Origin of the sequence: Streptomyces sp. NPDC101165, from assembly GCF_044768135.1 — a bacterium.
Taxonomy (GTDB): Bacteria; Actinomycetota; Actinomycetes; order Streptomycetales; family Streptomycetaceae; genus Streptomyces.
Genome location: NZ_JBIWPG010000010.1, coordinates 136,677 through 162,220 on the forward strand (window position 1 = coordinate 136,677; position 25,544 = coordinate 162,220).

The 25,544-nt window shown below is 71.5% G+C and carries 20 protein-coding genes and 2 pseudogenes; 4 read left to right on the forward strand and 18 right to left on the reverse strand.

Annotated elements, in window-relative coordinates:
- Positions 1 to 23: 23 nt before the first annotated feature.
- The 10 genes and pseudogenes from ACIRVH_RS22410 to ACIRVH_RS22455 all read right to left on the reverse strand — a co-directional run bounded on the left by ACIRVH_RS22410 (position 24) and on the right by ACIRVH_RS22455 (position 10,328).
- A complete protein-coding gene (locus ACIRVH_RS22410) occupies positions 24 to 1,229 on the reverse strand; it encodes an aminotransferase class V-fold PLP-dependent enzyme (RefSeq protein ID WP_403955950.1) in 1,206 nt (401 codons plus the stop codon).
- Positions 1,226 to 2,516: pseudogene (locus tag ACIRVH_RS22415) on the reverse strand (pyridoxal-phosphate dependent enzyme). The gene ACIRVH_RS22410 and the pseudogene ACIRVH_RS22415 overlap by 4 nt, the downstream one beginning before the upstream one ends.
- Positions 2,513 to 4,039 carry a Y4yA family PLP-dependent enzyme gene (locus tag ACIRVH_RS22420; RefSeq protein WP_403955951.1) on the reverse strand — a complete coding sequence of 509 codons (1,527 nt, stop codon included), beginning with the start codon at positions 4,037 to 4,039 and terminating at the stop codon, positions 2,513 to 2,515. Before ACIRVH_RS22420 ends, ACIRVH_RS22415 begins: the two are co-directional and overlap by 4 nt.
- A 62-nt stretch (positions 4,040 to 4,101) precedes the next feature.
- Positions 4,102 to 5,259: a pyrroloquinoline quinone biosynthesis protein PqqE gene (pqqE, locus tag ACIRVH_RS22425; protein WP_403955953.1), complete on the reverse strand. Its 1,158-nt coding sequence runs from the start codon at positions 5,257 to 5,259 to the stop codon at positions 4,102 to 4,104.
- On the reverse strand, positions 5,256 to 5,528 hold the full coding sequence (gene pqqD / locus ACIRVH_RS22430; protein WP_403955955.1) for a pyrroloquinoline quinone biosynthesis peptide chaperone PqqD: 273 nt from the start codon (positions 5,526 to 5,528) through the stop codon (positions 5,256 to 5,258). The genes pqqE and pqqD overlap by 4 nt, the downstream gene beginning before the upstream one ends.
- Positions 5,525 to 6,319 (reverse strand): pyrroloquinoline-quinone synthase PqqC, encoded by a 795-nt coding sequence (gene pqqC, locus ACIRVH_RS22435; RefSeq protein WP_403955957.1) that lies wholly within the window; start codon positions 6,317 to 6,319, stop codon positions 5,525 to 5,527. Before pqqC ends, pqqD begins: the two co-directional genes overlap by 4 nt.
- Positions 6,316 to 7,230 carry a pyrroloquinoline quinone biosynthesis protein PqqB gene (pqqB, locus tag ACIRVH_RS22440; RefSeq protein ID WP_403955959.1) on the reverse strand — a complete coding sequence of 305 codons (915 nt, stop codon included), beginning with the start codon at positions 7,228 to 7,230 and terminating at the stop codon, positions 6,316 to 6,318. The genes pqqC and pqqB overlap by 4 nt, the downstream gene beginning before the upstream one ends.
- A gap of 8 nt (positions 7,231 to 7,238) precedes the next feature.
- Positions 7,239 to 7,379 carry a pyrroloquinoline quinone precursor peptide PqqA gene (gene pqqA / locus ACIRVH_RS22445; RefSeq protein WP_403955961.1) on the reverse strand — a complete coding sequence of 47 codons (141 nt, stop codon included), beginning with the start codon at positions 7,377 to 7,379 and terminating at the stop codon, positions 7,239 to 7,241.
- Between the two features lie 57 nt (positions 7,380 to 7,436).
- The gene (locus tag ACIRVH_RS22450; protein ID WP_403955963.1) at positions 7,437 to 8,585 is read right to left on the reverse strand and encodes a PQQ-dependent sugar dehydrogenase; all 1,149 of its coding nucleotides are present in this window, start codon (positions 8,583 to 8,585) and stop codon (positions 7,437 to 7,439) included.
- A gap of 312 nt (positions 8,586 to 8,897) precedes the next feature.
- The gene (locus ACIRVH_RS22455; RefSeq protein WP_403955965.1) at positions 8,898 to 10,328 is read right to left on the reverse strand and encodes a glycosyl hydrolase family 28-related protein; all 1,431 of its coding nucleotides are present in this window, start codon (positions 10,326 to 10,328) and stop codon (positions 8,898 to 8,900) included.
- A gap of 107 nt (positions 10,329 to 10,435) precedes the next feature.
- Here ACIRVH_RS22455 and ACIRVH_RS22460 point away from each other — a divergent pair, with 107 nt between their 5' ends.
- Positions 10,436 to 11,137 carry a CDP-alcohol phosphatidyltransferase family protein gene (locus tag ACIRVH_RS22460; RefSeq protein ID WP_403955967.1) on the forward strand — a complete coding sequence of 234 codons (702 nt, stop codon included), beginning with the start codon at positions 10,436 to 10,438 and terminating at the stop codon, positions 11,135 to 11,137.
- On the opposite strand, the pseudogene ACIRVH_RS22465 reads toward ACIRVH_RS22460, so the two are convergent.
- The 5 genes and pseudogenes from ACIRVH_RS22465 to ACIRVH_RS22485 form a co-directional block, all read right to left on the reverse strand.
- A pseudogene (locus ACIRVH_RS22465) lies at positions 11,138 to 11,575 on the reverse strand (adenylyltransferase/cytidyltransferase family protein); the annotation flags it as partial. It abuts the gene before it with no gap.
- Positions 11,572 to 13,137 (reverse strand): fibronectin type III domain-containing protein, encoded by a 1,566-nt coding sequence (locus ACIRVH_RS22470; RefSeq protein ID WP_403955969.1) that lies wholly within the window; start codon positions 13,135 to 13,137, stop codon positions 11,572 to 11,574. The pseudogene ACIRVH_RS22465 and the gene ACIRVH_RS22470, both read right to left, overlap by 4 nt.
- An 87-nt stretch (positions 13,138 to 13,224) precedes the next feature.
- Positions 13,225 to 14,766, reverse strand: coding sequence for a polysaccharide biosynthesis C-terminal domain-containing protein (locus ACIRVH_RS22475; RefSeq protein WP_403955971.1), 1,542 nt, complete (start codon positions 14,764 to 14,766; stop codon positions 13,225 to 13,227).
- Positions 14,763 to 16,352: a hypothetical protein gene (locus ACIRVH_RS22480; RefSeq protein ID WP_403955973.1), complete on the reverse strand. Its 1,590-nt coding sequence runs from the start codon at positions 16,350 to 16,352 to the stop codon at positions 14,763 to 14,765. The genes ACIRVH_RS22475 and ACIRVH_RS22480 overlap by 4 nt, the downstream gene beginning before the upstream one ends.
- Positions 16,349 to 17,884, reverse strand: coding sequence for a hypothetical protein (locus ACIRVH_RS22485; protein WP_403955975.1), 1,536 nt, complete (start codon positions 17,882 to 17,884; stop codon positions 16,349 to 16,351). The genes ACIRVH_RS22480 and ACIRVH_RS22485 overlap by 4 nt, the downstream gene beginning before the upstream one ends.
- A gap of 186 nt (positions 17,885 to 18,070) precedes the next feature.
- Between ACIRVH_RS22485 and ACIRVH_RS22490 the strand changes: the two genes are divergently transcribed.
- The gene (locus ACIRVH_RS22490; RefSeq protein ID WP_403955977.1) at positions 18,071 to 19,051 is read left to right on the forward strand and encodes an NAD-dependent epimerase/dehydratase family protein; all 981 of its coding nucleotides are present in this window, start codon (positions 18,071 to 18,073) and stop codon (positions 19,049 to 19,051) included.
- Positions 19,052 to 19,083: 32 nt separating this feature from the next.
- Positions 19,084 to 20,283 carry a glycosyltransferase family 4 protein gene (locus tag ACIRVH_RS22495; protein WP_403955979.1) on the forward strand — a complete coding sequence of 400 codons (1,200 nt, stop codon included), beginning with the start codon at positions 19,084 to 19,086 and terminating at the stop codon, positions 20,281 to 20,283.
- A gap of 165 nt (positions 20,284 to 20,448) precedes the next feature.
- On the opposite strand, the gene ACIRVH_RS22500 is transcribed toward ACIRVH_RS22495, so the two are convergent.
- The 3 genes from ACIRVH_RS22500 to ACIRVH_RS22510 form a co-directional block, all read right to left on the reverse strand.
- The gene (locus tag ACIRVH_RS22500) at positions 20,449 to 21,630 is read right to left on the reverse strand and encodes a glycosyltransferase (RefSeq protein WP_403955981.1); all 1,182 of its coding nucleotides are present in this window, start codon (positions 21,628 to 21,630) and stop codon (positions 20,449 to 20,451) included.
- A complete protein-coding gene (locus ACIRVH_RS22505) occupies positions 21,627 to 22,166 on the reverse strand; it encodes a putative colanic acid biosynthesis acetyltransferase (protein WP_403955983.1) in 540 nt (179 codons plus the stop codon). The genes ACIRVH_RS22500 and ACIRVH_RS22505 overlap by 4 nt, the downstream gene beginning before the upstream one ends.
- A gap of 110 nt (positions 22,167 to 22,276) precedes the next feature.
- Positions 22,277 to 23,704, reverse strand: a complete 1,428-nt coding sequence (locus ACIRVH_RS22510) for a sugar transferase (protein ID WP_403955985.1) — start codon at positions 23,702 to 23,704, stop codon at positions 22,277 to 22,279.
- A 224-nt stretch (positions 23,705 to 23,928) separates the two neighbouring features.
- On the opposite strand from ACIRVH_RS22510, the gene ACIRVH_RS22515 reads away from it, so the two are divergent.
- Positions 23,929 to 25,482: a M1 family metallopeptidase gene (locus ACIRVH_RS22515; protein WP_403955987.1), complete on the forward strand. Its 1,554-nt coding sequence runs from the start codon at positions 23,929 to 23,931 to the stop codon at positions 25,480 to 25,482.
- Positions 25,483 to 25,544: the final 62 nt, after the last annotated feature.

A 25,544-nucleotide genomic window follows, 5' to 3' on the forward strand; every position in this document is an offset into this window, starting at 1 on the left:
CATTACCTGATCGGGAGCTGATGTCACCCGAGGGTGGCAAGGACCGACAGCAGCCTGTCGATCTCCTCCATGCTGTTGTAGACGTGCAGGCTCACCCGTACCGAGTCGGCCTTCTCCCCCGCAGCGCCCTGGCAGTGGCTGTCGGAGCAGACCATGAAGCCGTGGCTGAAGAGAATGAACCCCAGGTCTCCCGAGTCGATGTCGCGGTGCCGGAAGGTGACGATGCCCTGGCGCCGCTGTACCCGTGAGTCGGCGGCGACACTCGTCCGGCAGCCGAGGATCTCGAAGGCGTCCAGGTGGCGCAGCCGGTCCGTGAGCCGGGCCGCCAGGGCGACGGTCCACCGCTCGATCCGGTCGGGCCCGGCGGCCTCCAGCCAGTCCAGCGCCGCGGCCAGGGAGGCGATGCCGACGGTGTTGGGCGTACCCGGCCAGCCGCCGGGGGCGAACGCCGGTCCGCGTGTCTGGCGTACCCAGACGGCCCCCGAGCCGGGCAGGGCCATCGCTTTGTGACCGGAGAAGACCACGAAGTCGACGTCCAACGCGGCCACGGAAACCGGCAGATGACCGACGCTCTGGGCCGCGTCCAGGCAGATGACGGCGTCCGGGCCCACCGCCTCGCGGATGCGGTGGATGTTCATGTTCCCGCCGTAGACGTGGTGCACATGGGTCACGGCGACGAACCGGGTGCGCGGCCCGGCGAGGGACGCCAGCGCCGTGTGGTCGTAGTCGCCGGACGCCTGCTGGTACGGCATCGGCAGGACGCGGACCCGCACGCCCTGGCCGGCCAGTTGCTGCCGGACCTCCAGCCAGGGCGAAATGTTGGCCTGGTGGTCGGCGACCGGGACCACGATCTCGTCGCCGTCGGCGAGGAGTTGGGGCAGCCAGTCCCGCGCGATCGCGCGCAGCCCCTCGGTGGTGCCGCTCGTGAAGTGCACGGCGGACCGCTCCGGCTCCGGGTCGCCGAGGAACCGTTTGACGCGGTCCCGGGTCTCCTCGACCAGGGCCGTGGTCCTGTTGGCCCACGTGTAGGTGCCGCGCCCGGCGTTGGCGTTGGTCGTGGTGAGGTAGGCCTGGACGGCGTCGAGTACGGCCTGTGGCTTCTGCGCGGTGGCCGCGCTGTCCAGATAGGCCAGCTCCGGGTGCCCGGCAAGGATCGGGAACTGGGCGCGCAGAGCGGTCAACTCATCGATGTCGGACGGTGCTTGAGTACGGATCCTGGGTGCCGTCATGCCACTCGGTCCCGGACCAGGGGTGCGCCGGCGTCACGCCAGGCGATGATGCCGCCGGTCAGGCTGCGGACCTCCGGGTGCCCCATGCGGGTGAGCAGCGCGGCGTAGCGGGCGGACTTCTCGCCGACCGGACAGGCGAGCAGCACCGGGCGGTTGCGGCTGAAGGGCAGGCCGCCGTGGACCAGTTCCTCGAACAGCTCGTCGACGATGTTGACCGAGCCGTCGATGTGCAGGGCGGCGTACGCGGAGGGGCTGCGCAGGTCGACCACGAGCGGCCGGCCGGTGGCGATCCATGCCCGGGCCCCGGCGACACCGACGGCCGGAGCCTCGCGCACCTCGGTGTCGGACACGTCGGCCGGTGAGTTCCTGCGGCGGGGGCGGCCGAACAGGTCCGGGCGCCGGTGACGGACGTAGCTCAGATAGCTTTCGACGCGGTCGCAGACGATGAAGACGGCCGACTGGCGCTCCGTCAGTTCGTCGTCCGCGGCCCGCAGTCGGCGGAGGGCACCGAAGTAGGCGGCTCCCCCGGTGGGGCCGGCCAGGATGCCGCACCGGCGGTTCAGCGTCAGCATGCCGTCGATCGCGTCGTCGGCGCTCACCGCGTCGATCGTGTCGTAGGTGCCCGGGTCGAACAGCCCGACCTCGCGCGCCTCGTCGATGGTGCGGATGCCGGGGATGAAGTCGGACTTGTCCGCGACCAGTCCGGCGACCCGTACGGCGGGGTCGTGTTCGCGCAGCGCGCGGGCGACGCCGGTGGAGGAACCGGCCGTGCCCACGCAGGCGATGAACCAGTCCGGGGCCCGGCCGTCCAGGTCCTTGACGATCTCCGGTCCGGTGCCGGTGAGGTGGGCCTCGGTGTTGCGCGGGTTGAAGTACTGGTCGGTGTGCAGGAAGGCACCGCCGGGTTCGGACAGCGTCCGGTGGAAGAGGGTGAGCGGGTCCTCGGTGTCGGTCGGGTCCAGGCACTCGCTCTGGCCGGGCAGTTCCTCGATCTCGGCGCCGAGCAGCAGCAGGAGGTCCTTGATCTCCGGGATGCGCATCCGGTTGGTGATGCTTCGGAAGGTCAGGCCGTGCATCCCCGCGAGGACGGCCAGCGCCTTGGCGGTGTTGCCGCTGGACAGCTCCACGACCTGCCTGCCGTCGTCGGCCGCGGCCTGCAGGTGGGGACGCGCCATGTTCCAGTTCCAGCTTGGCGTACAGGTCGATGTGGGTCAGACCGTGTACGGCCGGGTCGATGCGCACGAGCGGAGTGTTGCCGATGGCCTCGGTGATGCTGTCGTACCTCACTGCGCTCCTCCCACGGAGGTGGTCGGCCAGTACTGATCGTCCAGGCACCAGCGCCACGAATCGCCGTCCTGCCAGGCGGCGACCTTGCGGGCGACGGGCTGGTGCTGGGCGCGGGTGGCGTGGAAGTCCATGCAGTAGGCGGCGGTGTTCACGAAGGCCAGCAGGTCGCCCGGTTCGGGGCGGCGGGGCAGGAACACCGTCCGCCGGGCGATCAGGTCGGCCTCCAGGCACAGGCTGCCGAAGAGATGGACGGCGACCGGCTGCGGGGCGGGGCCGGTGCGTGCCGGGTCCCGCGGGAGGAGCAGGGGGTCCATGAGAACCCCGTGGTCCTCCAGGGCGATGTCGTCGGCCTTCGCCTCCAGCCGTACGAGAAGCTCGCCGCCGGCCTCCTGGGTGCGGACCTCCAGCACCCTCGCCAGCGTCAGCCCGCACTGGTCCAGCAGTGCCCGCCCGGGTTCGGTGTGCAGGTCGTAGAGGTGCTCCAGCAGCAGGTCGGCCAGCGGGCGGCCGCCGAACGACGCGGCCGGGTGCGCGAGGAGTTCGTCCAGGTACCGCGCCCCGGCGACCGGCCGGTGCGCGGGGTAGAGCCCGAGCGCGCCGCGCAGGGTGCCGGCCTCGTTGCGCAGCCCGTAGCCGTGCCCGCCCCAGGTCAGGGGTGCTCGGGTGCCGAGGACGGCGGCGGTCAGCTCGGTCGTGTACCGCTCCCACTGCTCGCGGTCGGCGAGGTAGTTGACGCCGAACCCGCCGCCGATGTCCACGGCCGAGGGCCGCAGTCCCCGCTCTCGGCACTCCTCCAGCACGCGCAGGCAGCCTTCGAGCGCCGTGGCCTTCTCGTCGAGGCCGGTGGTGTCCAGGTGGTACGCCACTCCCGCCGGGTCGAGGACGTCACGGTGCCGCTCGACCGCCTCCAGCAGCGGATCCAGCTCCCCTACGCGTGAGCCGAATCGGCTGCGCCGGCTCAGCATCCGCACCCCGGCGGTCTCGAACCCCGACAGCCGCAGCAGGACGCGGGCTCGGGGCAGGGCGTGCTTGCGTACGAGGGCGGCGAGCTGCTCCAGCTCGTCACGGCCGTCGACGCTGACGGTGACCGACGTACGCGCGGCCAGCCAGAGGAACTCCCGGTTCTTCGGTCCGGTGGCGGTGATGCGGTCGGGGGTGAATCCGGCGCCGAGCGCGTGCTGCAGCTCGCCCAGTGACGCGACGTCCACGCCCGCGTCCGTCGCGGCCAGCCGCCTCAGCAGGGCACTGGACCGGTTGGCCTTGTGGGCGAAGAAGACCTGGCCGGAGAGGTGATGGCGGCGGTACACCGATCGGAAGCGCTCCAGATTCGCGGCGATCTGGTCGGGAACGACCGCGTGCAGCGGCGACCCGAGCGCTTCCACGAGCGTGTGCGGCAGCTCGCCGGACTCCGCCAGCGAGCGCAGCCGCGGTTCCAGCCGCGGATGGAGAAACAGGGGGCTGCCCGCCCATGCCTGGTCCCTCCCCCCGTACCCGGGCCCGGCACCCCGGGCACGGCCGACCACTCCCCGCAGCTCGCCGTATGACCCTCTTCCCCCATCCGATCGGTTTACGCCCCGTACCTCCTCTAGTGGGAGCAAGTCGGCAGGTTTTCGCCGGAGCCCGGTCCGGGGAGCTCCGCACGTGCGGGTGCCGCTCCGGGCCGCCGGTAGACGTACGGCGGTGGCTCCACCCTGCCGCCGTCGGCCAACTCGCGGACGAGGTGGTGGTCCGGCGACAGCGCGCACGCCGGGTCGGTGCGGGCGGCGTCGCCGGTGAGCGCGAACGCCTGGCAGCGGCAGCCGCCGAAGTCCTCCTCCTGGCGGGGACAGCCGCTGCAGGGGCCCGTCATCCACTCGGTGCCGCGGAAGCGGTTGAAGGCCGGGGACTGCTCCCAGATCCAGGCGAGCGCATGGTCACGGACGTTGGGCGGCTGCAGGTCGGACAGGGAGGCGGCCGCCGGGCAGGGCAGGACGGTTCCGTCGGGTGCGACGGTGAGCGAGACCGCTCCCCAGCCGCCCATGCACGGCTTGGCGACGCCGTCGAAGTAGTCGGGCACGACCCAGACCAGGTCGATGCGGCCGGCGAGCCGCTCCCGCCAGTGTCCGACGGACTCCCGGGCGCGGGCGAGCTGGTCGCGGGTGGGCAGCAGCGCGGTGCGGTTGAGCAGGCCCCAGCCGTAGAACTGCGTGTTGGCCAGCTCGATGCGGTCGACGCCCCAGCCCACGCCCAGCTCGACGAGGGCGTCGAGGGCGTCGAGGTTGTCGCGGTGCAGGACGACGTTGAGGCCGAGCGGGAGGCCGGCCCCGCGGACGAGGGCCGCGGCCCGTTCCTTCGCGGCGAACGAGGACCGGCGGCCGGCGATCCGGTCGTTGGCCCGTGGATCGGCGTGCTGGACGGAGAGCTGGACACTGCGCAGCCCGGCCGTGGTGAGCGCGGCCAGCCGGTCCTCGTCCAGGCCGGTGCCGCTCGTCACCAGCTGGGTGTAGATCCCGGCGGACTCCGCGGCGGCGACGATCTGCTCCAGGTCGGGGCGCAGCAGGGGCTCGCCGCCGGAGAGGTGCGTGTGCACGACGCCCAGCTCGGCGGCCTGACGCAGCACGTCCGCCCACTCCCCGCCGCTCAGCTCGCTCGAACGGCGGGCGAGTTCCAGCGGGTTGGAGCAGTACGGGCAGTGCAGCGGGCAGGCGTGGGTGAGTTCGGCGAGCAGGGCCCAGGGGCGTGCGGGGTTCGTGGGGCCGGTCACTTGAGCCAGCCCTCCTGTCGCAGGCGGTCGAGGAAGGAGGGGACGGTGGTGGCCACCGGGGCGCCGGGGAACCGCTCGGCGAGCTCGCCGACGATCCCGGGCACCGTGCGGGTGCCGTCGCACAGGCCGACGATCACGCCGGCATGTCCCTCCAGGACGACCACGCGTTCCGGCAGGACCAGCAGGTCCGCGCCGCGCACGGTGTCGTGCCGCAGCATCAGCGAGGGGGCGAGGGCGGGGCACCAGGTGTTCTCGGGCTCCGGGATCACTTCGGCTCCCGTCGGTCGCCCTGTCCGTGGCGATCGGCCTGGTCGAGGCCGGCCGCCCACTCGTCCTGCCCGGCGTTCTCGGGCCGTCCCGCGTGCTGCACGGCGTCGAGCAGGGACCACAGCACGTCGCACTTGAAGGAGAGCGCGGCCAGCGCCTTCTCCTGGTCCGTGCGGGTACGGGCCCACTGGAGCACGAGGTCGAGCGCCTCGGTGCTGTCGCGCCGACCCTGGTCGACGCGCGTGCGGAAGTAGCCGAGTCCCTCCGCCGCGATCCAGGGATAGTGGCGCTCGAACGCCTCGATGCGCCGGCGCATGAGGTCGGGGGCGGTCAGCTCGGTGAGCGAGGCGGCGACGGCCTCCAGGGTCGGGCGCAGGCGGCAGAAGTTCACGTAGCCGTCCACCGCCAGCCGTACGCCGGGCAGCACGGCCTCGCCCGACAGCAGGGTCCGGCGGTCCAGGCCGGCCGCCTCGCCGAGCCGCAGCCAGCGCTCGATGCCGCCCTCGCCCTCGCTGCGCCCGTCGTGGTCCTCGATCCGCCGCAGCCACACGCGCCGCAGCCACGGCGAGTCCAGCTTGGCGGTGATCAGGGCGTCCTTGACGGGGATGTGGCGCTGGTAGTGGAAGCGGTTGACGATCCAGGAGCGCACCTCGGCCTGGGTGAGGTCGCCCTGGTGCATGCGGATGTTGAAGGGATGGCGGTCGTGGTAGCGCGCCTCACCCACCGCGCGCAGGCGGGCCTCGAACTCGGCGGGGCTCCAGGGTTCCGTCAGCGGGGCAAGTGTCGTGGTCACAGCTCGATCACCATTCCGTCGTCGGCGACCTCGACGCCCAGCCGGGCGAGCTGCTTGTGCTGCGGCGCGGCGGGGTCGACGAGGGGGTTCGTGTTGTTGAGGTGCGTGTAGAGACAGCGGGCGGACAGCGTGGCGAGGATGCCGGCGGTGCCGTCCGGTCCGTCGATGGGCAGGTGGCCCATGCCCGTGGCGGTGCGGGCGGAGATGCCGGTACGACGGGGCTCCTCGTCGTCCCAGAAGGTTCCGTCGACGATGACGCAGTCGGCCTCGGCGGCGGCGCGGTGCAGCGCGTCGGACCAGGTCGCCACGGCGGGGGCGTAGAGGGCGGACCTGCCGGTGGCCGGCTCGTACAGGCGCAGCGCGACGACCCAGGCGTCGTGCCCGGGGGCGTCGGTGGCGTATCTCGGGCGCTTGTCCGAGACGGGTACGGCGCTGATCAGTACGCCGGATGCGGGCGGGCCGGCGGCGTCGGCACGCAGCGGCTGCGCCCCCCGGGGCTCCAGTTCCCGCCAGGTCAGGGCGGTGTAGGGGGCGAGCACCTCGCCGAGGTGCAGGCGGTCCTCGAGTGCCTGGCGGACCGGGGCGGTGGTGAGGAGGTCCAGGCCGTCCGCCTCGCGCAGCCGCCAGATGCCCAGCGTGTGGTCGAGTTCGGCGTCGGTGAGGACCACTCCGGCGATCGGCGTCTGCCGGGGTCCGGGCCCGGGGTGGAGGTCCGGGTGGGCCTCGATCTGGTCGCCGATGTCGGGGGTGGCGTTGACGAGGTACCAGCGGCCCTCGTCGGCGCGGACGGCCAGCGAGGCGTGCCTGCGGCGCCGCACACAGTGGGCGCGTGCCCCGGAGCATCCGGGGCACGCGCAGTTCCACTGGGGGATGCCGCCGCCGGCGGCGGTGCCGAGTACCTGCAGCAGCATGCCGGCGGCTAGCGGACGTTGAGCGAGTAGGCGGTGACCTCGAGCGCGGTGTCGACGATCGTGTACCCGGGGGTCTGCCACTCGGTCCGGCCGGCCTCCTCGGCGGTGGTCCTGGCCGGCTGTTCGATGGGTTCGACGGCTTCGTTCATGGTGCGTGCCTTCCTTTCGGCAGGGGTGAGTTCGCCCCCTTGTTCAGGAGGGGGTCGTCACTTGATGGTCACTTTGAGGAGGAGGTCCTTCGCGGTGCCGCGGTCGCTCGTGCCCAGCCAGAGCTGGTCGGCGCCGGGTACCTTGGCCAGCGCCCGCAACCGGCCGTAGGCGCCGTTGTAGTACGCCGTCGCCGGCAGGACGCCCTGGCCGGTGGAGTCGATCGGGATCCGCCACAGCCTCTTGCCGCTGAGCGTCGTGGCGTAGATGACGTTCTTGACGATCGCGATCTGGGCGGGCACGCCCCCCTGGTCCGGCTTCCAGACCATCTTGGGGTTCTTCGTTCCCGCGACGGAGCAGCCGCCCTCGCACTGGGGCCAGCCGTAGTTCCCGCCCGGCTTGACGAGGTTGAGTTCGTCCCAGGTCGACTCGCCGATCTCGGTCTCCCACAACCGTCCGTTGCGGTCCCAGGCCAGGCCCTGGGGGTTGCGGTGGCCGTAGCTGTAGACGCGCGTTCCGAACGGGTTTCCGGGAGCGGCGGCACCGCTCTTGGTGATCCGCAGGATCTTTCCGTTGAGCGACTTCTTGTCCTGGGCCAGCTTCGACTGCTGCGCGTCGCCGGTGGTGACGTAGAGGTAGCCGTCCGGTCCGAAGGCGATCTTTCCGCCGTTGTGCTGCGTGTCCCTGACGATTCCGGTGAGAATCGGGGTGTAGCCGCTCAGCGAGGTGCCGTTGAAGTTCATCCGGACCACGCGGTTGTCGGCGGACGTGGTCTCCATGAAGAAGACGGCCTTGTCCGTGGTCCCGTTCCAGGTGGGTGACGCGGCGACACCCAGCAGGCCGCCCTTGTCCTGCGTCGCCTGGCTCCACACCGCGTTCGGGACGGTGCCGACCTTCTTCTTGGCCCCGTCGAGGGCGACCTTCCAGACCGCGCCGGTGTCGCGTTCGGTCACCAGCGCGGACTTCTTGCCCGGCAGGAACGAGATCCCCCAGGGGGTCGTCAACGTGGCCGAGAGCGTGCTGACACCGGACGGTGTGCCCTCACGGTGCGCGCCGGATCCGCTGTCCTGCGCGCGGGGGACGGACGGCGGTCCCGCGGCGGTCGCGGTCGACTGGCCCACGCCGACGGCCACCACAGCGGCGACAGCGGTGATCGCGGCCAGGCCCGGACGGACCCGGTGCAGCGCCGAATGCGCCAAGCGTGACATCCACATGCCTTTCCTGTCGTGGGGCGCGACCGCGTGATTGCCAACGGAAAACGGCGCGCCCGACTGCGATACACGGGTTGGTGCTCATTACTGCGCCGCAGCGTGGTGAACCCGGTGAAAAGGGCGGGACCGAAGCGTGGCAATGACTCCTTTCTGGAGTATTAGGCGCCCACGGAATCTCTGGCCACCTGGATCCCCCCATCCTGCTGAAGGACGGATCCCCCCATCCTGCTGAAGGGCCGTAATGTCCCTCCCACGAGTGACCCGTCGTCATGGCAGGTGGCGGGGCAGCGGGGCCGCCGCCGGTCGGGTCTACCGTTTGGCGCAGCCGGTGTGGTCGCTGCCGGAGGGGGCCGGCGAGTCCGGGGACGCAGAAGTCGTCGCGGGGGTCGGCTCGGGTGTCGCGGTGGGTGTCGGGCTCGGGGACGAGGTCGGAGAAGGAGCCGGGGACGAGGTCGGGCCGACGCAGGGGGGCGCGGTGGTGGGGGATGGCGGCTGGGGCGAGTCGCCGGCGTCGGGCTTGTCGACGCAGTCGACGAAGCGCACGAAGCGGGGCCGTTCGGTGCCGTCGGCGGGGACCGCGAAGTCACCGGCCGCGTGGCTGCGGAGCAGGCACATGTCGTAGCGGGCGAGCGGCGGGAGGGCGTCCTGCGCGGTGGTGGTCCGGTACTCGTGGCGGCCGACCAGCTGGCAGGAGTCGTAACGGATCAGCGGTCCCCGGGGACCCACCGCGTAGCGGTGCGGGCGGACTTCGGCGGAGAAGTCCCGGTAGGCGAAGGCGGTGTCGTCGCAGTCGCTGAAGTGGACCGTTCCGCTTTTCCACACGCAGTCGATGACCCGCACGTCGGGATTGCGCACCTCGAAGCGGATGTCCTCGGCGTGGAACCGCTGCACCGAGTCGTGGTGCACGTTGACGGGAAAGCGGAAGAACGTGCTCGTGGTGCCGTATTCCGGAGTGCTCTCCGGGCGTTTGCCGGTGATGATGTACGAGCCGCCCCGGCAGGTGATCGAACCGCCGTAGGGGAACTCCAGGAAGTTGCCCCAGTCGTATTCGACCTTCATGTCGGTGAACCAGTAGTTGAGGAACTGGTCCTGGTCGTTCGGATGGTCCTTCTCGCGCGCCGAGAGCCCGGAATACAGAAAGGCCCGGCGATAGCTGCCGCCGACCCGGCACGCCTCCCACCGCATCTCCGAGTTGGTGTCCGTGCCGTCCAGGGCGAGCCCGTACTCCCATTCCCCCATCCATTCGCACTCGGAGAACCGGTAGTCCTGCGCCTGCCCGGTCGAGTACGAGCTGAAGAAGGAGGCGCCGGGCGTGTCCGAGCGGAACTGCATGCGTTCGAAGGAGAGGTTCGACCAGACGTCCTCGTTGCGGCAGAGATAGGAGCCCGGGCCGGTGTCCGGGCGGAAGACGAGGGTCGTCATCCGCTTGCCCGCTCCGGCGAAGCGCAGGCCGTTCGCGGGCCGCGGCGGAGCGACGCCGTTCAGCAACGCCTTCGGACGGGTGATGAGGAAGTCGCCGGCGGGGATCTCGATCACCACGCGGCCGACGCCCTGGGAGACGCGGGCGGCGGCGTAGGTGTAGGCGACCTCGAACGCCGCACTGGCGTCGGTCCGCCCGTCGCCCACCGCCCCGAGGTCGGCCACGTTGACCACGGTCTCCGTCTCGGCCTTGGAACGTCTGCGCCCGGAAAGGGCGACGGCGGGCGCGGTGTGGGTGGACAGAGCCGTCGCGGCCAGCACCGACGCTCCGCCACGCAGGAGATGCCGGCGGCTGACACGGGACCTTTCACCACCCGCTTCTGTCATAATCTCCTTCTTTCCAAGCACTTACCCTAATAAGGTGGGAAATGACCGAGTTTGCCGAAGTACTCAGGCAGTTGTCGTCGGCACAGAAGCCCGCGAAGGGAACGTCGGTCTACACCGAGTTCGTCAACCGTCCGGCCGGCCGGGTCCTGGCCGCGCTGGCCTACCGGATCGGGGCGACACCCAATCAGCTGACCGTGCTCGGCGCCCTGTTCACTTTTCCGGCCCTGGCCGCCGTGGCCCTGCTGCCGCCGGCTCCGGTGATGGCGCTCTGCGTCGGTACGGCCATGGCCGTCGGGTTCGCCCTGGACGCGGCGGACGGTCAGCTCGCGCGCGGCCAGCGCTCGGGGAGTCCGTCCGGCGAGTGGCTGGACCATGTGCTGGACTGCGTCAAGCTCGTCACCCTGCACCTCGTGGTGCTGGTGTCGTTCTACCGGTTCTTCACGCTGCCCGGCCCGGCCTTCCTGCTGGCACCGATGGTCTTCCAGCTCGCTGCCGTGGTGATCTTCTTCGGCGGGATCCTGACCGAGAAGCTCAAGCGGCGGACCACGGACGGCGGACCGGCGAGGTCGAACCGGGCGCTGTGGTCCGTGTTGCTCCTGCCGGTCGACTACGGCGTGACCTGCATCAGCTTTCTATTCCTGGGGAGTCAGCACATCTTCCTTGCGGTGTACTGCACCCTGCTGCTGGCCCATGTCCTGTTCATGGCCGCCTTTCTGGTCAAGTGGTTCCGCGAGCTGCGCTGAGGGGATCTCCGGCGGCCCCTGCCGGGAGAGCAGTTCCAGGGCACCGCGCAGCAGTGTGCTGGAGGTGTGCATGGTGTAAGGGAAGTAGACGACTTCGACGCCGACCTGCCCGAAGCGCCGTTCGAGCACTTCCCACTTGGGCGTTCCCCGCCAGTCGTCGCCCTTGAAGATGACGTGGAAGCCGATCTGCCTCCACATCTCCAGCTTGTCCTCCTCCGGCTCGATGACGGCCGCGTCGACGCAGCGCAGGCTGCGCACGATCTCCAGGCGTTCGGAGAGCGGGACGACCGGCGTCCTGCCCTTGAGGCGCCTGGCCAGGTCGTCGGAGGTGACTCCGGCCACGAGGCGGTCGCACTGCTCGCGCGCCTTGCGCAGGATGTTGAGGTGTCCGATGTGGAACAGGTCGTAGACGCCGGGCGCGTATCCGATGCGTGTCATGTGCGCGTGTCACCCGCCGCCCTGGCGGTGGCCTTCGTGGGCACGGTCACGTTCAGGGAGCGGGACTTCCGCGAGGTGTTCGTCCCGTCCGTGACCTCGATCCGGTACCGGTGACGCGTACCGGCGCGCACGGAGTCGGTGTAGCTCAGCCACGGGCGGTCCCAGTAGGTCGACGACGAAGTCCGCCGGGCGACGAGTCGCCCGTCCCGGTAGAGCCGGTAGGTCAGCGCCGCGGTGGTCCGGTCCCAGGAGGCCTGCCAGCGGAGGGTGACCTTTCCGGGGCTCGCGGCGGAGACCGAGAGGGCGGGAGCCTTCGGCGCGACGGTGCCGGGGCCGGCCCCGAAGCGGGTGAGGCCCTGCTGCGGCCGGTCGTTGACCTGCCCGAACTCGCCGCCCACCCAGAGGATTCCGCGCGCGACGGCCAGGGCTCGGGGCCCGACCCCCGCCACGCCCTTCCCCTCTCCTTCGTCGGTGTCGGGGAACCAGTGCAGGATCGTGCGGTTGTCCGGCGACTGGGCCAGCAGGTGCTGCCGGTCGTGCCGGTCGGGGAAACCGCCGGGGGTGTCGGTGCAGTCGTGTGCGTGCGAGGCGCTGTAGAGAACGCCCTTGTAGGGCAGGACGGCCTGCGTGGCGCCCAGGCAGGTGTCCTTCCACACCGTGGCGTCGTCGCTGAGCCAGCCCGCGATGCGGCCGTCGAAGACGCCCTCGCCGGTGCCTTCGGCCCCCACGTAGAAGCGGGTGCCGTCGTGCGCGATCGACTTCACCGCCGACTTGGGCGGCAGCCAGTCCGGATAGGTGTGCGCCAGCCGGCCGGTGGTGGGATTCAGGGCGGCCAGCGAGTGCGCCCGCTGTCCGTCGACCCACTCGAACTCGCCGCCGACGTAGAGCTTTTCGTGTGCGGGCACGACCGACAGGGCGCGCACCGGAGCGTCGATGTCCGCCTGGAACGGCAGCAGGGTGCCCGCGGGGGTGAGGGCGGCGACGTGGTTCCTGCTGCGGCCGTCGACCAGGTCGAAGTCACCGCCGAGGTACACCGTCCGGTCCGTGGTGTCGATCGCCCGGACGGTCGCGGACACCGCCGGGCGGAAGTCCTTGCGCAGTGTGCAGCCAGCCGTGTTCAGGGCCACGGCGCTCGCCACACCGGTGGACCGGACATGGTCGAAGGAGCCGCCCACGTACAGCACCCGGCCGTCGGGCGAGGCCTTGAGGGCGCGTACGGTTGCCTCGCCGCCGGTGAACGACGGCGCGCAGGGCAGCAGGGCACCGGTGACCGCGTCGAACGCGGCGAAGTTGTGGCGCCGGACCTCCCTGGTGCCGGGTGCGGCACCCGGCGGCCGTACCGAGGTGAAGGTTCCCCCGACGTAGACGACACGGCCCACGGAGGCCAGTGACCAGACGATGCCGTTCGTCTGCCAGGTGGCCAGTGGATCGGCGCTGAACGCGGGCTTGGGCGCTCTGCCGGCGGCCATCGCGAAGGACGGGTCGAGCAAGGCGGTGGAGCAGCAGACCGTGACGGCGACAGCCCTGGTGGCCGCCTTCGTCGGGAGCTTTCTCAGGCGCAAGGGACACCCCGGGTAGCAGTGCTGTGGGCGGCACGCGGGGAATGGGGCGGGGCTTCGCGAGCCCGGACCGTGCGACCCTGCCTCGGCTCATGCGGCGCGACGGCGCAGCACAACGACCAGCTCGCTCACTCCCAGCGACTTTCGATACCACCACAAAGTAGTACCGAATACACACATTCCAAAGGTCATCCCCACGGCGAGTCCTGACGGAGTGTCACCACCCAGCATGCGCACGGCCGCCAGCACCACCGAGACGGCCAGGGCGACGCCGAGGGCGGTGGTGTAGCCGCGGTCGACGGTCCTGAAGCCGAGGCGCAGGCGGATGAGCAGGGCGGCCAAGAGGTTCTCCACGATGATGGCCGCACCCCAGGACACGGCGGCACCTAGGACGCCCCACACCGGCACGGCGAGAATGCCGACGGTCAGCTGCACCGCGAACGCCACAGCGGTGACGACCAGGTGCCAGGAGCTCTTGCCCGCCATGAGGAGCACGGTCTGGGCGTTGCCGACCGCGACGTTGATCAACGAGGCCACGCACAGCACGACCAGGGCGGGTGCGCCGGCGACGAACTCCGGGCCGAAGACCGAGAGGACGGTCCGGGGGAAGCCGGCGACCAGGACGAACAGCGGCCACGAGAAGAGCACGATCCAGCAGGTCGAGACGCGGTGCAGATGGCGGGCCCCGGAGACCTGGTCGACGGCGAGCAGCCGGCTGATCTCAGGTGCCACGGCCAGCCGGACGGCGAGTTGCAGCAGGGTGCCCGCGGTGACCACGCGGCCGATGGCGGTGTAGACGCCCGCCTCGGTGCTGGTGGCCAGTGCCGAGAGCAGGATGACACCGACCCAGACCGCGCTGATGTCGAAGATGGACGAGACCGCGCGGGGCGCGGCGAAGCTCCAGAAGGAGCGCCAGGGCGCGGCCCCGCGCTCGGCGGGATGTTCCGTGCCGCGCAGGGCACGGCAGCGGCGCAGGGACAGCCAGGCGGCCACGGTGCCGGCCAGCGCGGGCAGCAGCCAGGCCGCGGCCAGGGGCAGCATCCCGGGCGCGTAGTACGCCACCGGGACGGCGATCAGCACCCGCAGCACGGGCTTGCCGATCTGCTCGACGCCCACGAACGGCACCACCGTGCCGTGGCCCTGGGTGGCACCGAGCAGGACCAGTCCGACGGTGGCGACGGGCAGGAACAGCGCGAAGAGCCGGACCAGCGTGACCGCGTCGGCCGGTCGCAGGTGGGGCAGGAGGGTGGTGGCCACCGCCGGGAACAGCAGCAGCGGCAGGGCGGCCGCGGTGCTGGCCACGGCCGCGGGCACGACGGCCGCGCGCAGCAGGGCGCCCACCGATCGGCCGCCGTTGACGGCGAGGTCGCGCGAGACGCAGCGGACGAGCCCGGTGTCGGAACCGAGCTTGCAGGTGTTGCTGAGGATGGTGAACAGGGCCACGCCCGTGAAGACCGCTCCCGCGCCGTGCGCTCCGGCGGCGCGGGTGATCAGACCGACGAGGAAAAAGGCGAAGACGGCGTTCGCCGCGGAACCCGCCACGCCCCACCAGCCGCCCCGTGCGGCAGCGGCGACCCCGCTCGGGGCGGTGGCCCCGGCGGGGGTGGCAGCGGTCGCGTCGGAGGCGGTCACCCGCGGGAGACCGTGAGGGTGTCGTCCTGCGCGGGGAGTTCCACGATCGGCGTGGCGGGGTCCACCACCGGACGGCGCTTGGGCCGGCGGCGCAGGACGTCGCGGAGGCCGCGCGCGCGACCGGCGTCGAGCACGGCGCCGAGGAGGTTCCCGCCCGAGCAGCTGATCAGCTCGTGCGCCCGCTTGAGGTCGCCGCGCCGGGTTGCGTCGAGGTCGGTGACCAGGAGGACGCCGTCGACCCGCTGGGCGACGGCGAGCGCGTCGGCGTGCTCCAGGAGCGGCCGGGTGACGACGACCGCGGAGCCGGAGTCGGCAGCGGGCAGTACCCGGTGGACCGCGGCGGACACGCCCGCCTGGACCTGCGAACCGGTGCTGCCGCTGGAGCGGCAGACGAACCGCCCGGCGGTTCCGGCGTCGACGATGAGGCTCCCCTGGGGCAGGGCCTCCTCCTCGGTCGTGCGGGCATCGTCCGGTACGAGCGGCAGTCGGGTCGCGAGGCCGAGCGTGCCGGGGTCGGCGTCCACCAGCAGCACCTCCTCGCCGCACTCGGCTAGGGCCGCGGCCAGGTTGACGGCCACCTCCCCGGTGGCGGCACCGCGCCGGGGGGCCACGACGAGCAGGCGGCCGGCGCCGGACGCGAGGCCGGTCTGGCGCAGCCGGTAGGCCAGGGCGCGGTAGGCCTCCGTGCGGTCACCGCCGGTGCGGCCGACCGTCAGCAGGGCCTCGGCCCTCCGGCGCTCGGAGGGCAGCATGCCGAGGACCGGAGCACGCAGCGCGGCCCGGACCTCGTCGGCCGAGCGGACCCGGGAGTCGAGGGCGGAACGCAGCCAGGCCAGCAGGATGCCGAGGGCGAGACCGCTCGCCAGTCCTAGCACGAGCAGGTTCGACATGCCCGGCCCCGAGGGCTTGGTCGGTGCCTCGCCGCTGCGGACGATGTCGCCCCCAGTGGTGTCACGGGAGTTGATGTCGGAGACCCGCTTGTGCAGGGTGGCGATCTCGCTCTGTGCGGCGGAGTCCGTGGACTCGCCGTCGTCGGTCTTCGTCTTGGCCGCCTGCTTGGTCACCGCGGCGATCTGCTGCTCCACGCCCTGGGTGGCCCGCTGCACGGCGGCGTCGTTACGGCCCTTGCGGTCGGCCAGGTAGGCATCGGCGAAGGCGTTCGCGCCGCGCGCCGCCCGCCCGGGGCTGTTGGCGGTGAACTCGAAGCGGAGAACCTGGGACTTGGCCGGGTTGGTGACCCGCAGCCGGTCCTGGAGCGCGCCGGCATGGCTCGCGGGCTGTCGCAGGGTGTGCGCCGCGCGGATGGCGACCGCGGCGCTGGCGGCGATCTGCTGCTCGGTGCCCATGCTGACCTGGTTGTCCGCGGCCACGGCGACCGTGCCGAAGGGGTCGGTGGTGGAGCGCACCAGGACTTCGCTGGTGGAGGTGTAGGTGTGGGCGCGGGCCAGTGCCAGGGCCGCTCCGCCGAGCAGTCCCAGGACGATCCCCAACGCGATCACGGCGCGGTGGCGCAGGAGTCGGCGCAGTTGGTCGCGTAGCTGGTCCGGCTCGTCGTACCGGTCGTCGAAGTGGAAGGGGCCGGTCACGAGGGCCCTCCTGTTCCGGGGATCGATGCGTGACGGGTGGGTGCGGCCGGCATCGCCGCTGAGCGGAATCGGGATGCCCGGGCCGTGGGGGTGGTGATGAGCAGCGGAACGGTCATCAGCAGCATCAGCGGGCCCACGATGCCGAGCAGGCTGCCGCGCAGGAAGACCATCTGGTAGAAGGCGAAGGCCGGGACCAGCAGCGCCGCGAGGGTGCCCGGCCGGTCGCGGAGCCGGTGCCGTACGTCGTCCATCCGGCGGCCGGCCGCGCCGAGCAGGAAGAACACGACGGCCACCGCGGGCGGGCCGGCCCACAGGTAGCTCTCGATCCACAACGGCGCCGAAAGATTGAGGAAGTCGTAGCCCGCGTACTGGGCCAGGGTGATTCCGGTGTCCTCGGGTTTGTCCGGCCACATCGAGCGCGGGACCAGGAACAGCGGGGGACCCAGCGCGCTCTGGGGCGAGAACCCCTTTTCCCGCGCGTAGTCGATGCCGGTCTGTACCTGCTGGAAGGCGTCGTAGTCGCCGTTGGTGGTGAACTGCTCGGCGAGGGAGACGACGGCGATCTGTTCCCGGTCGCTGTAGCGGAAGTAGTCGCTGTAGGGGAAGACGAGCAGCACGGCCGTCATGAGGGTGGCCGCGACGGCGCGGAAGGCGCGGGGCCGGCACAGCCGGGGCACGGTGAACAGCAGGGTGAGCAGCACCGTGCCGGCCCAGAACCTCGGCTTGCTGACAGGGTTGTTGACGACGACGTTCAGGGCCAGGAGCAGCGGCAGCAGCAGCCGGCGGACGCCGCGCAGCAGCCGGTCGCCGCCGCGCAGCCGGGGCACGTGCAGCAGACCCAGCAGGGCCCAGAACGCGGGTACGGACAGCGACCAGTTGCGCAGGGCCATCACAAAGGCGTCCTGCGCGTTGTCCATGGCGCCGGCTTCGCGCAGGGCCTGACGGCTCGTGAAGTAGGCGCCCAGGCCGCCTGGTTGGGCGGGAATCAGCAGTACCGCGAGGACGAGCGCGAGTCCGCAGAGCGCGATGAGGCGCCAGGGCGCGAGACGGCGGGACAGCAGCCGTTCCACCACGCCGGGTGAGGTGACTTCCGGACGAGCGGCGAGCGAACGTTCCCGGCGGGCGGCGAAGGCCGTTCCCGCGGTGTGGGCGAGGAGCCCGAGTTCGATGACGGCCACGGCCATCAGGGCGGTGCCTTCACCGGCCCGGTAGGCCCACGGGTACGTGTCGGTGGCGAGCATGGCCAGGGGTGCCAGACCGAGCCAGATGTAGGCGAAGACCCAGAAGCCGAGGGCGACGAGGCGCACCGTGGTCGCGGTGAGCACGCGGGTGAGCGTCACACCGGTGTGCGTCACGACGACGGCCTGCAGGGCGAGAGCCGTCGACAGATGCGCGCCGTACGACTGGAGGATCAGGCCCGGCAGCAGGACGATCAGCGCCACGGTCCAGAGCGAGACCGCGGCCACGTTGCGGACGCAGGCGTCCCGCATCCCGACTTCTGCGCCGCTCGGATATTTCAACTGAACCTTCATCAACAGCTTTATAACGCCCATTTCTCCTGATTCCGCACAGGCGCGCGCGAATCCACAGCTCCACAAAGCCCTGCGCGAGCCCAGTCATCGGGTGACGAGGGCATTCGGAGCGGCGCGCCATTTGCCCCAAATCAGGACAAATGTGTATTGCTTATCGGACCAGATTCCCCGACAGAGGAGTTGCCGATGAGCAAGCAGGTGGACGTCGTCGTTGCCGGTGGCGGGGGATTCATCGGCGGACATCTGGTGGGCGCACTGCTGCACCAGGGGCTGACCGTCCGCTCCGTCGACATCAAGCCCCGGCAGGAGTGGTACCAGGTCCACGACGGCGCGGAGAACGTGATCGCCGACCTGTCGCTCCTGGAGAACGCGCGGGCGGGCGTCCGGGGCGCGCGGCAGGTGTACATGCTCGCCGCCGACATGGGCGGCATGGGCTTCATCGAGAACAACAAGGCCGCCTGCATGATGTCGGTGCTGACCAGCACGCACATGCTGAAGGCCGCGCACGAGCACGACGTGGAACGGTACTTCTACTCGTCCTCCGCCTGCGTCTACGCCGCCGGCAAGCAGACCGACCCGAACGTCACCGCGCTGCGGGAGGAGGACGCCTATCCGGCACAGCCGGAGGACGGCTACGGCTGGGAGAAGCTCTTCTCCGAGCGCATGTGCCGCCACTTCGCGGAGGACTACGGGTTCGTCTCGCGTGTCGCCCGCTACCACAACGTGTACGGCCCGCACGGCACATGGGACGGCGGCCGCGAGAAGGCCCCGGCCGCGGTCTGCCGGAAGATCGCCGAGGCGGTCATCTCCGGGGACCACAGCATCGAGATCTGGGGCGACGGACTGCAGACCCGTTCCTTCATGTACATCGACGACTGCCTGCACGGCACTCGGATGATCATGAGCGGGGACAGCGACGTACCGGTCAACCTCGGCTCCTCGGAGCTGGTGACCATCAACCAACTCGTCGACATCGTCGAGGAGATCGCGGGCATCCGCTGCGACCGCAGCTACCGGTTCGACGCCCCGCAGGGCGTGCGGGGCCGCAACTCCGACAACACCCTCATCCGCGAGATCCACGGCTGGGAACCGTCGATCTCCCTGGCCGACGGTCTGGAGAAGACTTACGCCTGGGTCTACGACCAGGTCAAGCGCTCCCACCAGTGAACCCCGAGCACGTGCGAGGACATGAAGAACCGATGAGGATCCTCGTCCACGACTACAGCGGCCATCCGTTCCAGGCTCAACTGAGTCGGGAGTTGGCACGCCGCGATCACGATGTCGTCCACTCGACGTGTACGGCCTACGTCTCCGGCAAGGGCAACCTCACCGGAGACTCCCCCGGCCTCCGCTTTGTCACCATCGGGGACACGACCCAGCTGAACAAGGAGGCCTACTTCCACCGGCTGCACAAGGAGACCCGGCTGGGCCTCGAACTGGCCCGGCAGGTACGGCGCGAGAAGCCCGACGTGGTGCTACTGGCCAACCTGCCGATCCCGGTGCTGGTCGTGACCGCCGTCGTCCTGGGGAGGCTGCGCATCCCGTGGGTGTTGTGGCATCAGGACGTGACCGCGGTCGCCTTGAAGAGCTTCGCCGCCGCACAGGTCGCGAAGTCGATGGGCCTCGCCGCCAAGGTCTTCGGGGCGGGCGAGAAGTGGGCGGCCCGCCAGGCCTCGGCCGTCGTGGTGATCGCCGACTCCTTCGTGCGGGTCCACGAACGGTGGGGCACCGCCGGCAAGGTCACCGTCATCCCCAACTGGGCACCGTTGGACGAGATCGTCCCGGTGGCACGGACCAACGCCTGGTCGACGGAGCACGGTCTGAACGACGTGCGGACGGTGCTGTACTCCGGCACGCTGGGTCTGAAACACAACCCGGTGCTGCTGGTGCAGCTGGCCGAACGGCTGCGGGACCAGGGTGATCCGGTTCGGCTCGTCGTCGTCAACGACGGCCCTGCCGTGCCCGTTCTCAGGGAGGCCGCCGCGGCCCGCGGGGTCGACCTGACCCTGCTGCCCTTCCAGCCCTACGAGCGGCTGCCCGAGGTGCTGGGCACGGGCGATGTCCTCGTGGTCCTCCTGGGGCCGGACGCGGGGCAGTTCTCGGTTCCGTCCAAGACCCTGTCGTATCTCTGTGCCGGGCGGCCGGTGCTCGGCCTGTTGCCCGCCGACAACCTCGCCGCGCAACTGCTCCATCATGCGGGGTCGGCGGTCCTACCGCCGGAGGAGTCCGCGCTGGACGGTGCGGCCTCCTGGGTCCGGGAGGTCCTGGCCGACCCGGCCCGCGCCGAGCGGCTGGGCAAGGAGAGCCGGGCCCTGGCCGAGCGCGAGTTCGCCCTGGAGGACTGCGTCTCCCGCTTCGAGGACATCCTCCGGAGGGTGAGCGCCGCCCCGGCCCGCTGAGCCGGCCGTGTGAGTACACGTGCCGAATGCCACGGACCGCGCCGCTGTCCATCCGCGGCGCGGTCCGTAGCGGCGATCACACCGCCCGCGATTGGGCGGACAGTGATCGGCGGCCGGCAATCGGACGGCCGGCACACGGGCGGCCGGCACACGGGCGGCCGAAGATCAGACGCCCGGCCTCGCAGCGGCCGGCTCCGCCTCCCGCCGAGCGTGGTCGGCACGATCCGAACCGCCGCCGCTCCCCCGGTAGTTCTCCTCCAGCCGGTCCACCACGGCCCCGATGGAGTACACGTCCTCGACCACGCGCCGGCCGGCCTCCGCCAGTTCGGCGCAGAGGTCCGGGTCGCCGAGCAGCCGGCGGACCGCGTCCGCCATGGCCTCGGGGCTGCCGTCGGTGACGACCGCGGCACCCCGGCGCGCCAGTTCGTCGGCGATGCCGCAGGTGTCGGTGAGGACGACGGGCGTGCCGACGGCCATCGCCTCGATGACGGTCATGCCGAACGGCTCGTTCACACTGGCCAGCACATGGACCGCCGCCGTCCGGTAGGCCTCGCGCGCGTCGGCGGGATCGAGCGCCCCGCCGTAGCGGACCACGTCCGTCAGCCCGTCGGCGATGAGCCGGCGTACGGCGGGCAGCGATCCGTCGTCCGGGCCGTACAGCGTGAACCGGGCCTCGGGCAACTCCTTGTGGACCAGCGCGGCCATCTCCACGAAGGCCTCCGGGCGCTTGCGCGGATGCAGCCGGGCCAGAAACAGCACATGAGGGTCGCGCTGCCGCCGGGGGCCCGGTTCGGGCTGGCCCGGCCGGATGCCGTTGGGCAGGATCCGCAACGGCGGGCCGTCCGGCCCGAGCACCTGCGCCACCAGCCGGCGCTCCTGCTCGGTCAGGACGAAGCAGGTGCGCGTCCGGCGCAGCAACGGCAGGTACAGCCGGTCGAAGAGCCGGACGGGGAGCGCGGTGCGCGGCTCGACCATGCCATGGGTCTGCGCCACGCACGGGACGCGGCGCAGGGCGGCGACGGCGAGCGCGGCGAGGGAGACCAGATCGCGGCCCGCGTGCACATGCACGACGTCGGCGTCGCCCATGGCCCGCCACAGGTCGCGTACGAGCAGGGGATGCAGCAGCCCGATGAAGCCCCGTCCCGGCAGCAGCGTGCGGGACGGGCGGGAGCGGAGCCGGACGGGGCCGATGCGGTCCGGTCCCCGGCCGCTGCCCCGCCACAGCGACATCAGCGTGACGTCGTGTCCGCGCGCGACCAGCTCCTCCGCCTGGGCGAGGGCCGCGCTCGGCGGACCGCCGAACGCACCGTCGTCACTGACGAGCGTGACCACGTGGAGCAGTCTCATACGGAGAGCCCCTTAGCCGTCAGGACCGCGCCGGCCGGCAGGTCCCGGTGGGCCACGACACCCGCGCCCACCACGCCGCCCCGGCCGACGGTGACGCCACGCAGGACCACGGCACGGGCCGCGACCCAGCTGCCCGGCTCCAGCCGGATCGGGCCGTTGTCGAACTCGAAGGTGACGGAGCGGCGGCGATGGCTGCCCGTGCACAGCAGCGCGCTCTGGGAGACACAGCAGTCGCTGCCGATCGTGACGGGTTCCAGGTTGAGGATCCAGGCGCCCTCGCCGATCCACACGTCGTCGCCGATCTCCAGCTTCCACGGCCAGTGCACCCGCACTCCGTGCCGGATCAGCACCCGCTCTCCGACCCGGGCCCCGAAGGCGCGCAGCAGCACGGGCCGCCAGCGGGCCGGGAACCACCACTTGACGAAGAACAGATGGAGGGCGGCGAACCACGCGGCCTGGACGAGCAGGGGCCGCCCCTTGTCGTATCCGGCACCGGTGAAGCCGCGCAGGGATCGCGCGGCGACGGTCTGCGCCATGAGAGTGTCCCTTCCCGAGGACTCAGGCCATGGTCGCGATCTTTCCCGCCCCGGGAGCCGCGTCGCCCGCGATCACGGCGTGTTGGCGGCAGGCCTGCCCGGATGGCGGATCAGTAGGCGCCCTGGCCGTTCAGCACGGCGCGTACGGTACGGGCGAGCACGTTCATGTCCACGGCAAGGGACCAGTTGTCGACGTAGCGCAGGTCGAGGGCGACCGTCTCGTGCCAGGACAGGTCCGACCGTCCGCTCACCTGCCACAGCCCGGTCAGGCCCGGCTTGACGCTGAGCCGGCGCATCTCGACCGGGTTGTACTTGACGACCTCCTCGGGCACCGGCGGGCGCGGGCCGACCAGGGACATGTGGCCGAGGAGGACGTTGAACAGCTGGGGCAGCTCGTCCAGGGAGTAGCGACGCAGGACTCGTCCGAAAGGTGTGATCCGGGGGTCGCGGCGCATCTTGAACATGTGGCCGTCGTTCTCGTTCGCCGCCTCCAGCTCACTCTTGAGCCGGTCCGCGTCGACCACCATCGTGCGGAACTTCCACATGGGGAACGGCGTGTTGTTCCGGCCCACCCGCGTCTGGCGGTAGAAGGCCGGTCCGGGTGAGCCGAACCGGACGGCCAGGACCAGCAGGAGCAGCAGCGGCGCGAGCACGACGATCAACAGCAGGGCGCCCACCCGGTCCAGGACGGACTTGAGCAGCGTCGGCGTGCCACGGCGCAGCGGCGGCACGATGTGCAGCATGGTGAGTCCGGCCGCCGAGGTGAGCCGGACCCGTCGGCGGGTGACGTCGACGATGCCGGGCAGCACGACGAGCGCGCGCCCCCGGTCGTGCAGCGCCCAGGACAGCCGGCGCAGCCGCTCGCCCGACATGTGCGGGCCCGGCACCACGAAGACCAGGTCGGCCGAGAGCCTGTCGGTCGCCCCGAGCACCACCTCGGCGTCCTGCTCGGGGGTTTCGGGCGCCGCGCAGGGCAGCCGCAGGTCCACGGGTACGCCGGAGAGCACCTCGTCATCCCCGACCGGGCAGGTTCCGACGATCACGTATTCGTGGTCGGTGCGCTGGGCGAGCTGTTCGACCACCGCGTCGACCGTCGGGCCCTCGCCGATCACCAGGACGTGGCGCAGCGCGCGGCCCCTGCGGCGGGCGGCCCGCAGATGACGGTGAATCACCTTCTGGCAGGCCGCGGTGAGGACGAGAGCGGGAATCAGCGCCGTGAAGGCCTCGGCCGGCACGCTGCCCAGTCCACACACCACGCGCAGCGTCGCCAGGGCGCCGACCAGCACCAGCCAGTCCCTGACGACGGCCCGCAGGCCGCCGCCGTCACCCCAGGCCGCGAGTGTGTAGCGCTTGCCGGCCACTCTGATCAGCGGCCACAGCACGACGGCCACAGCCGCCAGCCGCAGCGGGTGGGGCTCGTGGACCTCCACGATCGCGGCCGCGACGGGCAGCGCCGCGCCGGCCAGATCGGCGCAGACCGACAAGGGCCCGTACCAGCGCGCCTGGGTGCCCTCCGGTTGGACGGGCCGGCGCGGCATGGGAACCGGCACCTGTCGGGATGCCGCGATTCTGAACGGCCGCATGCCTCTCCTTCGAAAGCCCGATCCTCAGAAGGCCCGATCTCGGACAACGGGCGCGGCCGCACGGTCCGCTCGGAGGGGATGGCCACACCTTGATGTGATCTTTATATCAAGCGATATGTACCCATGCCGGAATTGAACGACATAGCGCATTAATGATCTCTTGCTGTCATAGTGCCGCCATGGACTTCACGACTGTAGGCACCCGACGCGGTATCCGTACGCGCCGTGCGGCCCTCGCCCTGGCCGGTGCCGTCGGCATCGCGGGTGCCGCCGTCCTCACCGTCGTCCTCCTCGACGGGGACCACCGCACGCCGGACCGCGCGGGGCACCCCGCCCCCGGCGCCTCCCCGGGCTCGCCCGGCGAGGTCCCCTCCCCCGGTGCCCGCGGCCTCGGCGACCCGCTCGCGCCGCTCGACGGCAACGGCGGCTACACGGTCCGCCGCTACACCCTCGACTTCGACTGGCGCGCACCCCGCACACCCTTCGCCGCGACCGCCACCGTCCGTGCCACCGCCACACAGGCCCTGTCCCGCTTCGACCTCGACTTCGCGGGCAACGCACTGCACGCGGTCACCGTCGACGGCACACCGGCGAAGGCCGTGCGCGACGGCGACGAACTGGTCGTCACCCCGGCGAAGCCGATCGCCCGCGGCAGTGCGTTCACCGTCCGGGTCGCCTACACCGCCGATCCGACGCAGCGACGCCACCGCGACGACGCGATCCAGGACTACGGCTGGGTCCCCACGGCCGACGGCACCCTGCTGTCGCTCCAGCCCGACGGCGCCAGGATGGTCTTCCCGGCCGACGACCACCCCAGCGTGCGGGCACCGTTCACCTTCCGGATCACCACCCCGCCGGGGCTGACCGCGGTGGCCAACGGCCGGCTCGTCGGGCACGTACGGCAACCCGACGGACGTACCCGCTGGACCTACGACTCCGAGGAACCGGTCGCGGCCCAGCTGGTCCAGATGGCCGTCGGGAGGTTCTCCGTCGTGGCCGGCACGGGCCCGCGCGGGCTGCCCGTCCGGGACGTGGTCCCCGAGGACCTGGTCACGGACACCGAGGCGTACCGGGCGCTCACCCCCGGGCACCTGGCCTGGCTGGAACAGCGGCTCGGCCCCTATCCCTTCCGCCGGTACGGCGTGCTGGTCGGGGACACCGACCTGCCGGTGGCCCTGGAGACCCAGTCGCTGTCCGTCGTACCGAGTGCCGATCTGTCGGGGGATCAGGTCGGCGCCGAGCGCAACCTCGTGCACGAGCTCGCCCACCACTGGACGGGCGACAGCGTCGCGATCCGGCGGTGGTCCGACCTGTGGCTGAGCGAGGGACACGCCCGTTTCTACGAGCTGCTCTACTCCGACACCCACGGCGGCATCGACCTGGAGGGCATGATGCGCACCGCCTACGAACAGCACGACCAGTGGCGGCACGACGACGGCGCACCCGCCGAGCCGACCGCGTCCACCCTCTTCCGGCAGATGCGCTACGACGGCTCGGCACTGGTGCTCTACGCGCTGCGGGAGAAGGTGGGCGAGGACACCTTCGAACGGATCGAACGCTCCTGGGTGACGGCGTACCGGGGCCGGGCCGCCGGCACCGCGGACTTCGTCGGGCTCGCGTCCCGCGTGGCCGGCGAGGATCTGACGCCCTTTCTGAGGCCGTGGCTGTACGGGCCGCACACCCCGCCCATGCCGGGACACCCCGACTGGCAGGTGGACCCGGTCGAGGACTGAGCCCGCCGCCGGGGCGAGCCGGGTGCCGCCGACCGGGTGGCCTGTGCCCGACGGCTGGTCCA